Below are 10,808 nucleotides of genomic sequence, written 5' to 3' on the forward strand. Positions count from 1 at the left end.
TGCCCGAAGTGCTGGTCGAGCTTGTCGAGACCCCTCCAGGTCCCGACAAGCTCGACCAGCGGTGGGCGATCGATCAGGGGTAGAGGCCCCGGATCTGGTGCGCCTCCGCGACCCGCTTGACGCCGATGATGAGTGCCGCGTCCCGCAGCGACAGGTGCTCGCGCTGAGCCAGCGCCGAGACCTCCGCGTACGCGGTGGTCATGCGGTGCTCGAGCTTGTCCGCGATCTCCTGCTCGGTCCACCAGTACGTCTGGTTCGCCTGGACCCACTCGAAGTAGGAGACGACCACGCCGCCGGCGTTCGCCAGGACGTCCGGGACCACCGTCACGTCGTTCTTGGCGAGCAGCGCGTCACCGGCCGCCGTCGTGGGGCCGTTGGCGCCCTCGACGACCCAGCGGGCCTTGACGCTGCCGGCCGTGTTCTCGTCGAGCACACCCTCGATCGCGGCCGGGACCAGCACGTCGACGTCGAGCGCGAGGAGCTCCGTGTTGGAGACCCGGTCGGCGTCGGCGAAGTCCACTACCGAGCCCGTGCGCTGCACGTGCTCCATGAGCCGGGGCACGTCGAGCCCGCCGTCGGCCCGGATGCCGCCGTACTGGTCGCTGACCGCGACGACGCGCGAGCCGCGTGCCGCGAAGATCTCCGCGGCGTGCGAGCCGACCTTGCCGAAGCCCTGGATGGCGACGGACACGTCGCTCAGGGACATGCCGGCCTCGGCGAGCGCGGCCGACGTGACGTGCACGATGCCTGCCGACGTCGCGGTGCCGCGGCCCAGCGAACCGCCGACGGCGAGGGGCTTGCCGGTCACGACCGCGGGGATGGTGTACCCGCGGTTGACCGAGTAGGTGTCCATCACCCAGGCCATGGTCTGGGCGTCGGTGCCCATGTCCGGGGCCATGATGTCGGTGTCCGGGCCGATCATCGGCATGATCTCCGACGTGTACCGCCGGGTCACGCGCTCGAGCTCGGCCTGCGAGTAGCCGCGGGGGTCGATCGCGACGCCGCCCTTGGCGCCGCCGTACGGCAGGTTGACCACCGCACACTTCCAGGTCATCCACATGGCCAGCGCACGCACCTCGTCGACGTCGACGGAGGGGTGGTAGCGCAGGCCGCCCTTGCCCGGGCCGAGGCTCACGTTGTGCTGCACACGGAAGCCGTGGAACAGCACGGTCTCGCCCGTATCGCGACGGAGCGGCACCGCGACGTGGATCTCACGGCGCGGCGTCGCGAGCATGCGGTGCAGGCCCTCGTCGTAACCGAGGATCTCGGCCGCCGTGGCGAGCTGCGCGTGCGCGGTAGCGAGTGCGGAACCCTCGACGGGCGATCCTGACGGCGCGAAGCTGGGTGGTGATGCGGGTGTGGACGTCGTTGTCGTCGTCACGTGGGTCCTCCGGGGAGAACGGCGCCTACCGCCTTGGGAGCGGGGCGCGGGTTGCGCGGCGCGGGGTTTGCGCCTCTACATCACCGTATCGCTTCGATGGGCTGCGGTGCGCGACGGTGAAGGATGCATCCGGTAATTTTCCGGCAACGACTGTGTAACCGGGAAATTCCGAGGGAGTCGCTCAGGCCCTGCTTGCCGGCGGCCGCGACCGGCTCCGGAACGACGACGGCGTCTCGCCGGTCAGCCGCGCGAAGGTCCGGGTGAACGACGGCTGGTCGTAGAAGCCCGCGGCGGTCGCGACGTCGGCCAGCGGCACGGCGCTCGTGGTGAGCAGGTGCGCCGCGCGGTCGACCCGCAGCCGCAGCACGAGCTGGCGCGGCGAGAGTCCGAAGACCCGCCGGACCCGGCGGTCCAGGGACGCTGAGCTGCATCCGGCGAGCACGGCGAGATCGGTCACCGAGGGCACCTCGCCGTGCTCGAGCAGGTTCTCGACGTCGGCGCGCAGCCGCGCCATGGCCTGGATGGTCGCGTCGTCGGCGTCCCCCGAGCGCAGGTCCTGCGACACGGAGACCAGTCCCACGTACGCGCCGGACTCGTCGTGCAGTGGCAGCTTCGAGGTGAGGAACCAGCCTGGCGCCCCGCCGACGTGCCGGATCAGCTCGAGCTCACCCCGCAGCGGCTTGTCGGTGGTGCGGACGTGGGCGTCCTGGTTCTCGTAGCGTTCGGCGAGCTCTGGCACGAAGAGGTCGGCCGCGCGCTTGCCGATCACGTCCCGGCGGGACCGCTCGCGCGTGCGCCCCACGAAGACCTGGTTCACGAGCACGTAGCGCCCGTCGGCGTCCTTGGCGCAGAACATGACCCCGGACAGCTCGTCCATGAGGGAGACCATCGCGGGGTTCAGCGCTGCCAGCAGGGCCCTCGTCTCGGGCCGGGCCGTGCTGTTCGACGGGTTGCTCATGGGGTTCCGATGCTACGCGGCGCCGGACCGCTCACTTGGCGAAAACCGGTGCCGACAGCGAGTGATCTCGCCAATACATGTGAACGGCTTCGGGTGCACTCTGGAGGAATGAAGACCTCCGCCCGGCGCGACCGCGCCGCTTCCGCCACAGTCCCGACCGGGGGCGCAGGCGCACCGGACAGTGCCACGCCTCAGGCTCCGACCGAGCCGACCGTGCAGCTCGCCGCCGACACCCTCGTCGAGGACGCCGCAGCCCTCGCCAGGACCTGGATCGGCACCGCCACCGGCACGGCCGCCGGCTCCGGCGCCGCCGGCTCCAAGACCGCCGGTTCCAAGACCGACCGGGCGGTGGCCCGCGCGTCAGCCGCCCTCGGTGCACTCGTGTCCGACCCCGCCGGCCTCGAGCTCGCCGTCGGCTTCGTCGACGACGTCGCCCGCCCGCAGGACACCCACGTCGCCGCGAAGGCCCTGGCCAGGCTCGGCAGGCAGGCCGGCAGCGCCACCTTCCTCAGCCCGACCGACCGTGCCCTGTTCCGGGCCGGCGCCCTGGCCGCCCCGGCGTTCCCTGGCATCGTGGTCCCGGCCGCCCGCGCCCGCCTCCGCCAGCTCGTGGGCCACCTCGTGGCGGACGCCGGTGCCGGGCTCACCGCCCACCTCGCCCGCACCCGGGCCGAGGGCTACACCCTCAACGTGAACCTGCTCGGCGAGGCGGTGCTCGGTGCCGAGGAGGCCGCCGGCCGGCTGGCCCGCACGATCGCGCTGGTGGAGCGTCCGGACGTCGACTACGTGTCGGTCAAGGTCTCCAGCGTCGCCGCGCAGCTCGTCACGTGGGACCTCGAGGGCTCCCGCGACCGCGTCGTCGAGCAGCTGCTGCCGCTGTATCGCGCCGCGCGCGACCACGGCGTGTTCCTCAACCTGGACATGGAGGAGTACCGCGACCTCGCCCTGACCACCGCGGTGTTCACCGAGATCCTGGGCCGCGACGAGTTCCGCGACCTGGAGGCCGGCATCGTGCTGCAGGCCTACCTCCCCGACGGGCTGGGCGCCCTGGACGGCCTCACGGAGTTCGCCACCCGGCGCGTGGCTGACGGCGGCGCGCGCATCAAGGTGCGCATCGTCAAGGGCGCCAACCTGGCGATGGAGCACGTCGAGGCCACCCTGCACGACTGGCCGCAGGCGCCGTACACGTCCAAGCCCGACGTCGACGCCAACTACGTCCGCATGCTCGACCACGCGCTGCGCCCCGAGCGCGCGCACGCGGTCCGCATCGGCGCCGCGTCGCACAACCTGTTCCACGTGGCGCTCGCGATCCTGCTCGGCCGGGCACGCGGCGTCTCCGAGGCGCTCGACATCGAGATGCTGCAAGGTATGGCCCCGGCGGAGGCCGCGGCCGTGCGCGACGAGGTCGCGAAGGACGCCGGGCGTGTGGTGCTGTACACCCCAGTGGTCCGCGACGAGGACTTCGACGTCGCCATCTCGTACCTGGTGCGGCGCCTGGAGGAGAACGCGGCGGAGCAGAACTTCCTGCACGCGGCGTTCGCTCCGGCCTCGACAGGCTCGGCCGGCGCGGCACCCATGGATCGGCAGGAGGCGGCCTTCCGCGCGTCCGTCGAGCTGGGCGTGCACTACTCGCCCGACGACGTCACCCCGCGCCGCCGTCCGCGCCCCGCGCCGCAGCCGGTGACGGGACCGTTCTGCAACGCCGCGGACACCGACCCCGCCGTCGCCGAGCACCGCGCGTGGGCGCAGCAGATCACCGGCCCGCTCTCCGGATACGTCCCGGCGCTCGCCGAGCCGCTGGCGACGTCGGCCCAGGTGGACGACGTCGTGGCGCTCGCCCGCCGCGCCGGCGCCGCGTGGTCCAAGGTGTCCGCGACCGACCGGGGCCGCGTGCTCCGCGCCGCGGCCAAGCACCTGGAGGCCGCTCGCGCCGACCTCGTCGCGGCAATGGTGCACGAGGCCGGCAAGACCGTCGCCGAGGCTGATCCCGAGGTCAGCGAGGCCGTGGACTTCGCCGCGTACTACGCGCAGGCGGCCGAGTCCCTCGACCCGACGTCGGAGGCCTGGCCGGGCGCCCGCTTCACGCCGGACGGTGTCACCCTGGTCACCCCGCCGTGGAACTTCCCCGTCGCGATCCCCGTGGGCGGCGTGCTCGCGGGCCTCGCGGCCGGGACCGCGGTGATCGCGAAGCCCGCGCCGCCCACGCCGCGCTGCCTGGAGATCGCCGTCGAGGCGGTGCACGCCGCGCTCGACGAGGTCGCCCCGGAGATCGGGCTGGACTCGGCGCTGGCTCGCTCGGTCGCGCAGTTCGTCCGCGTGCCCGACGGCGACCTGGGCCGCCGGCTCGTGACGCACGACGGCGTGTCCCGCGTGATCCTGACCGGCGCCATCGAGACCGCCGAGATGTTCGCGTCCTGGCGGCCCGAGCTGCCGGTGCTCGCCGAGACGTCCGGCAAGAACGCGATAGTCGTGACGCCGTCGGCGGACCTGGACCTGGCCGTCGCGGACGTCGTGCGCTCGGCGTTCGGGCACGCGGGGCAGAAGTGCTCCGCCGCTTCGCTCGTGATCCTCGTCGGTTCGGTGGGCGACCCGCGCAGCGCGACCGGTGAGCGGTTCCGGCGGCAGCTGGTCGACGCGGTGGCTTCGCTCGCCGTCGGACCGGCGACCGACCTGGCGACCGTGATGGGGCCGCTCACCGAACCGGCGCAGGGCAAGCTCCTGCACGCCCTGACCACGCTGGAGCCCGGCGAGGCCTGGCTCGTGCGGCCGCGCCGGCTGGACGCGGTGGCCCGCGAGGCAGGCCTGGGCCGCGGCAGGCTCTGGACCCCTGGCGTGCGCGACGGCGTCCGCCCCGGCTCGTTCTTCCACCTCACCGAGTGCTTCGGCCCGGTGCTGGGCATCATGACCGCCCGCACGCTCGACGAGGCGATCGCGCTGCAGAACGCCGTGTCGTTCGGCCTCACCGGTGGCATCCACTCCCTCGACGACACCGAGGTGGCGCACTGGCTCGACCGCGTGGAGGTCGGCAACGCGTATGTGAACCGGCACATCACCGGCGCGGTGGTGCAGCGCCAGTCGTTCGGCGGCTGGAAGGCGTCCTCCGTCGGACCGGGCGCCAAGGCCGGTGGGCCCAACTACGTCGCGCAGCTCGGCCGGTGGGAGGACGCGCCGGACGTGCCGTCGCGCACTGCCGACCCGTCCGGCTGGCTCGCCTGGGCCCGGGCCGACGACGACCGCGCCTGGGTCACCGAGTTCGATGCCGCGCACGACCCGTCGGCGCTCGGCGTCGAGTCGAACGTGTTCCGCTACCGGCCCGTCCCCGGGATCACGGTGCGGATCGGCGTCGACGCGCAGGACGTCGAGGTGCGGCGCGTGCTGGCCGCAGCCGCGCGAGCGGGCGTGCCGGCGACCGTCGTCGGGCAGCAGGAGATGACCGACGAGGCGTTCGCCGACGCCGTCGCCGACGGCAAGGTGACCGGCCGGATCCGCGTGGTGGGCGAGGCCCCCGGCCTGCGCGACACGGCGGCGAGCCGCCTCGGCTCGGTCACCGTGCTGGACGCCCCGGTCCTGGCGAGCGGACGCCGCGAGCTGCTGACGATGCTCCGTGAGCAGGCGGTCAGCCGCACGATGCACCGCTACGGCCACCAGCGCACCGCGTAGGTTCCGCGAGGTAGAGCGCCTGTCCGGACAAGCGCTCTACCTCGGCGAACCGAGGGTCAGGCGGAGTCGCCCTCTACCAGGCGGGGGGCGAAGATGCGGCGTTCGTCGCGGACCGGGCGGCCCGCCACCAGGTCCACCAGCATGCTCGTCGCCGCACCCACCATCTGCACCACAGGGTTGTGCACGGTGGTGAGCCGGGGCGACGTCGTCTCGGCGATGCCGAGGTCGTCGAACCCGACCACCGAGACGTCGCCGGGCACCGACCGGCCGCGGTCGGCGAGCACGCGCAGCGTGGCCTCCGCCATCAGGTCGGACGCGGCGAAGATCCCGTCCAGGTCGGGGTGGGCGTCGAGGAGCCGGGCCGCCGCGACGGCTGCCCCCGCGACCGTGAAGTCGCCCTCGACCACTGCGTCGTCGGGCAGGCCGGCGTCACGCAGCGCGTCCCGCCAGCCGACCATCCGGTCCACCCCGGCCGGCATGTCGAGCGGCCCGGTGATGGTGCCGATCCGCCGGCGGCCGCGATCGATCATCCGCTGGGTGGCGATGCGCCCGCCCGTGACGTTGTCGACGTCGACGTAGCGCAGGCCGCGCGAGAACATCGGGTCGGGCTCGAAGAGGCGGCCCACGAAGACGGCGGGCAGCATGGTCGGCCCGAGCTCGGTCTCGAGATGGTCGCCCCGGTGGTGCGACGCCACGATGACGCCGTCCACGTGACCGCTGCGCAGGTAGCGGCCCACCCGCCCGCGCTGCTCACCCGGCCGGGCGAGCAGCAGCACGAGCTGGAGATCGGTCCCGGCCAGCCCCTCGCTGACACCCGCGAGGGTGCCGCTGAGGAACGGGTCGGTGAGGATGCGCTGGTCCGGCTCGGGCACCACGAGGGCTATCGAGTCGGTCCGCCGCGTCACGAGGGACCGGGCGGCTCGGTTCGGTGCGTACCCGAGGCGCGCGACGGCGTCGTCGACGGCCGCCTGCGCCTCGGGGGAGACTCGCAGGCCACCGTTGATGGCGCGCGACGCGGTCGACCGGGATACCCCGGCCGCCTGTGCCACGTCATCCAGGGTGGGTGGGCCTGAGGTCGTCACGCCTGGGGAACCGCCTTGTCCTCGCCGTTGGTGTCGCCGTCGCCAGAGTTGCCGGGCCGCGTGAGGACCGATACCGACCGCTCCGGAACGGCATTGGCCCGCGCGACCTGACCGTACCAGCGGCCCGACGCCTTCACCGTGCGCTCCTGCGTCTCGTAGTCGACACGCACGAGCCCGAAGCGTTTTCCGTAGCCCCACGCCCACTCGTAGTTGTCGAGCAGCGACCAGCCGAAGTAGCCGCGCACGTCGGCACCCTCGTCGATGGCGTCCTTGATGGCACGCAGGTGCACGTCGATGAACTCCAGGCGCTGCTGGTCGTCCACGAACCCGTCCGGTCCGACGACGTCCTCGTACGCGCTGCCGTTCTCCGTCACGTACAGCGCGATGCCGCGCGGCCCCGTGTAGTCCTCCTGCAGGCGCAGCAGGAGGCGGGTGAGGCCCTCGGGCTGGACCTCCCAGTTCTGGTCCGTGACGGGCAGACCACGCGGGTGCGTGTACGCGCCGTCGCCGGCCGGGAACGGGTCGGACGACGGCCGGGTCACCGGGGCGCCACCCTCCAGCGGCCGCTCGGCGGGCGTCGCCGACACGGCGTTGCCGTGGTAGTAGTTCACGCCGAGCGAGTCGATGGGCGTCGAGATGATCTCGAGGTCGCCGTCCCGGATGTGCCGCTCGAGGCCGTACTGGCGCACGTCCTCCAGGACGTCCTCGGGGTACGCGCCGCGCAGGATCGGGTCCGCGAAGATGCGGGTGAACCCGCCGTCGAGCCGGCGTGCGGCGTCGACGTCGGCGGGGTCGTCCGGGTTCACCGGGTCCTCGACCTCGAAGTTGAGCGTGATGCCGAGGTTCGCGTCGGGTGCCCGCTCCCGCAGCGCCTCCACGGCCAGGCCGTGGGCCAGCGAGAGGTGGTGCGCGGCCGCGAGGCCGTCCTCGCGGGACTGCCGGCCCGGCGCGTGCTGGCCGCCCGTGTAGCCGAGGAACGCGGCGCACCACGGCTCGTTGAGGGTGGTCCACACGTCGACGCGGTCGCCGATCGCCTCGTGCATCGTGACCGCGTAGTCGCGGAACCGGTAGGCGGTGTCGCGGTTGACCCAGCCGTTGGACTCGGCCTCGATCGCCTGCGGCAGGTCCCAGTGGTAGAGCGTGAGCCAGGGCAGGATGTCCGCGCCGAGCAGCTCGTCCACGAGCCGGTCGTAGTACGCCAGGCCCGCCGGGTTGACCGCGCGGCCGCCCGGGACCACCCGGGACCACGACGTCGAGAACCGGTACGCCTTGATGCCGAGGTCCTTCATGAGCGCGACGTCGGCGGGGTAGCGGTGGTACTGGTCGCAGGCGACCTCGCCGTCCTCCTGGCCGAGCACGGCGCCCGGGACCTTGGCGAAGACGTCCCAGACGGAGTCCTCGCGGCCGTCCTCGTGGGCGGCGCCCTCCACCTGGTAGGCGGCGGTGGCCGCGCCCCACAGGAACCCGTCCGGGAAGCCGATGGTGCCCGTGGTGTTGGCGGTCGGCCCCGTCCGGGGTGCCGTCGGTGTGTACGGCAGCGCGATGCCCGGGGCCGGCTCGCGCCGTGCCTCCGCGGTCGTCTTGACGTTGAGTGTCATCCCGTGGGTCATCCCTTCACCGCTCCCTGCATGATGCCCGCGACGAGCTGCTTGCCGACGAAGGCGAAGATCACCAGCAGCGGGAGCGTCACGAGGAACACACCGCCCATGACCAGCGAGTAGTCCACGAAGTAGTTTGCCTGCAAAGACTTCACGACGAGCGGCAGCGTCGGATTCCCCGAGCTGAGCACGATCGACGGCCAGAAGAAGTTCGTCCACTGCTGGACGAACGTGAACAGGCCGAGCATCGCCGCGGCCGGGCGTGCGGCGGGCAGTGCGATGCTCCAGAACGTGCGGATCATCGACGCACCGTCCACTCGGGCGGCCTCGATCAGCTCGTACGGAAGCGCCTCGGACAGGTACTGCGTCATCCAGAAGACGCCGAACGCGGCGACCAGCGACGGCACGATGACCGCCTCGAGCTTGCCGATCCAGCCGAGGTCCGACATGAGGATGTACATCGGGATCACGCCGAGCTGGGTCGGGACCGCCATCGTCGCGATGACGAACACGAGCAGAGGCCCGCGGCCACGGAAGCGGAGCTTCGCGAACGAGTACCCGGCGAGCGTCGAGAACAGCACGACGGCTATCGAGACGACGACCGCGATGATCAGCGAGTTCGTCAGGGCCAGCCAGAAGTTGATCTGCGTGGACTCGATGACGGTCTGGAACTGGGTGAACAGCGACAGGTCCGGCAGCCACTGCGGCACGGGGTTCTGCGAGATCGCGATCGGCTCGGACGAGCCGAGCAGCAGCGTGAAGTACAGCGGGAAGACCGAGACCAGCAGCGTGATCCCGAGCAGCGCGTAGACGATCCAGCCCGCGCGCCGGGTGGCACTTCCGGAGGCCTTCCTCGACCGGCGGCGCGCGGCGGCCTTGGCGGCACCCTCGCCCGCGGTCTGGGCGGTGACAGCGACGGAGCTCATGCGTTCCCCCCGGTGGTGCGCTTCGACTTCTTCTTGACCGCTGCGCCCGACGACGAGATGCGCCGCGTGACCATGAAGTTCACGAGGCCGATCACGATGATCAGGAGGAACAGCATCCAGGCGACGGCGGACGCCCGGCCGAGGCTGTGCTGGTCGCCCCAGGCGAGGTCGTACATGTACACGACGGTGGTCATCCAGTTCTGGTCCGGACCACCGAGCCCGATCGAGTCGAACATACGGACCTCGTCGAAGATCTGCAGGCCGCCGATGGTCGAGGTGATGACGACGAAGATGATGGTGGAGCGGATCTGCGGCACCGTGATGGAGAAGAACTGGCGCACGCGGCCCGCGCCGTCGATCACGGCGGCCTCGTAGAGGTCACGCGGTACGGCCTGCATCGCGGCCAGGAAGATCAGGGCGTTGTAGCCCATCCAGCGGTAGTTGACCATCGTGGCGATGGCGACGTGGCTGGCGATCCGGTCCCCGTGCCAGGCGATCGAGTCCAGGCCGATCGTGTTGAGCATGGCGTTGATCAGGCCGTACTGGTCGGCGAACAAGCGGCCGAAGATCATCGACACCGCGACGGGCGCGACCACGTAGGGGATCAGCACGCCCATGCGCCAGAACGTCGCCGCCCGCAGGTTCTGGTCCAGCAGCGCCGCGATGGTGATCGCGATGACCACCTGCGGCACCGAGGAGAACACGAAGATCGACAGCGTGTTGACCAGGGCCTTCCAGAACGTGGGCTGGGCCAGCACGAACGTGAAGTTCTCCAGGCCGACGAAGTCGCCCTGTCCGCCCAGCAGGCTCCACTCGTGCACCGAGACGAACGCGGTGTACGCGAGCGGGAACAGGCCGGTCACCGCGAACAGGATGAAGAACGGCGAGATGTACAGGTACGGGGAGAGCTTCACGTCCCACCGGCCGAGCCGCTGGGAGAAGCCGATTCTGCGCGACTCGCGCTGTGGCGCACCGGAGCTCGGTGCCGATCGTTGAGGTGTCAGGACAGCCATTTCTTCTTCCGCCGCGTCATCGTCGGTGTGGGTCACTTGCGGAGCGCCCACGAGGGTGCTCGCGCAGATCCGGTGGTCGAGCGTGTCGAGACCTAGGGTCGAGGTTCGCGGCCTGCCAGTCCTCGGTCCCCGCCTCTTCGGTGCTCCCCCGTCGGCCCAGGTAGGACCAGGAGCCGTTCTCGGTGATGAG

The 10,808-nt window shown here is 71.8% G+C and carries 7 protein-coding genes; 1 reads left to right on the forward strand and 6 read right to left on the reverse strand.

Annotated features, from left to right (window positions below):
• Positions 1–73: 73 nt before the first annotated feature.
• The gene (locus AB0F70_RS24720; RefSeq protein ID WP_357454913.1) at positions 74–1,381 is read right to left on the reverse strand and encodes a Glu/Leu/Phe/Val dehydrogenase; all 1,308 of its coding nucleotides are present in this window, start codon (positions 1,379–1,381) and stop codon (positions 74–76) included.
• A gap of 181 nt (positions 1,382–1,562) precedes the next feature.
• Complete coding sequence (locus AB0F70_RS24725) at positions 1,563–2,339, reverse strand: AraC family transcriptional regulator (RefSeq protein ID WP_357454916.1); 777 nt, start codon at positions 2,337–2,339, stop codon at positions 1,563–1,565.
• A 108-nt stretch (positions 2,340–2,447) separates the two neighbouring features.
• Here AB0F70_RS24725 and AB0F70_RS24730 point away from each other — a divergent pair, with 108 nt between their 5' ends.
• Positions 2,448–5,999: a bifunctional proline dehydrogenase/L-glutamate gamma-semialdehyde dehydrogenase gene (locus AB0F70_RS24730; RefSeq protein ID WP_357454919.1), complete on the forward strand. Its 3,552-nt coding sequence runs from the start codon at positions 2,448–2,450 to the stop codon at positions 5,997–5,999.
• A 56-nt stretch (positions 6,000–6,055) separates the two neighbouring features.
• On the opposite strand, the gene AB0F70_RS24735 is transcribed toward AB0F70_RS24730, so the two are convergent.
• Genes AB0F70_RS24735 through AB0F70_RS24750 form a run of 4 tightly spaced genes read right to left on the reverse strand, consistent with a single transcriptional unit; the run spans position 6,056 to position 10,618 of the window.
• Positions 6,056–7,048: a LacI family DNA-binding transcriptional regulator gene (locus AB0F70_RS24735; protein ID WP_357454923.1), complete on the reverse strand. Its 993-nt coding sequence runs from the start codon at positions 7,046–7,048 to the stop codon at positions 6,056–6,058.
• A 29-nt stretch (positions 7,049–7,077) separates the two neighbouring features.
• Complete coding sequence (locus AB0F70_RS24740; protein ID WP_357454926.1) at positions 7,078–8,679, reverse strand: GH1 family beta-glucosidase; 1,602 nt, start codon at positions 8,677–8,679, stop codon at positions 7,078–7,080.
• An 8-nt stretch (positions 8,680–8,687) separates the two neighbouring features.
• Positions 8,688–9,605 (reverse strand): carbohydrate ABC transporter permease, encoded by a 918-nt coding sequence (locus AB0F70_RS24745; RefSeq protein WP_357454929.1) that lies wholly within the window; start codon positions 9,603–9,605, stop codon positions 8,688–8,690.
• On the reverse strand, positions 9,602–10,618 hold the full coding sequence (locus AB0F70_RS24750) for a sugar ABC transporter permease (RefSeq protein WP_357454932.1): 1,017 nt from the start codon (positions 10,616–10,618) through the stop codon (positions 9,602–9,604). Before AB0F70_RS24750 ends, AB0F70_RS24745 begins: the two co-directional genes overlap by 4 nt.
• Positions 10,619–10,808: the final 190 nt, after the last annotated feature.

It is taken from the genome of Promicromonospora sp. NPDC023805 (assembly GCF_040639635.1).
Lineage (GTDB): Bacteria > Actinomycetota > Actinomycetes > Actinomycetales > Cellulomonadaceae > Promicromonospora.

Excerpts from the sequence above, each read along its gene's own strand:
- AB0F70_RS24725 (WP_357454916.1), bottom strand. The coding sequence starts at position 2,339 with ATGAGCAACCCGTCGAACAGCACGGCCCGGCCCGAGACGAGGGCCCTG.
- AB0F70_RS24745 (WP_357454929.1), bottom strand. The coding sequence starts at position 9,605 with ATGAGCTCCGTCGCTGTCACCGCCCAGACCGCGGGCGAGGGTGCCGCC.
- AB0F70_RS24740 (WP_357454926.1), bottom strand. The coding sequence starts at position 8,679 with ATGACACTCAACGTCAAGACGACCGCGGAGGCACGGCGCGAGCCGGCC.
- AB0F70_RS24750 (WP_357454932.1), bottom strand. The coding sequence starts at position 10,618 with ATGGCTGTCCTGACACCTCAACGATCGGCACCGAGCTCCGGTGCGCCA.
- AB0F70_RS24730 (WP_357454919.1), top strand. The coding sequence starts at position 2,448 with ATGAAGACCTCCGCCCGGCGCGACCGCGCCGCTTCCGCCACAGTCCCG.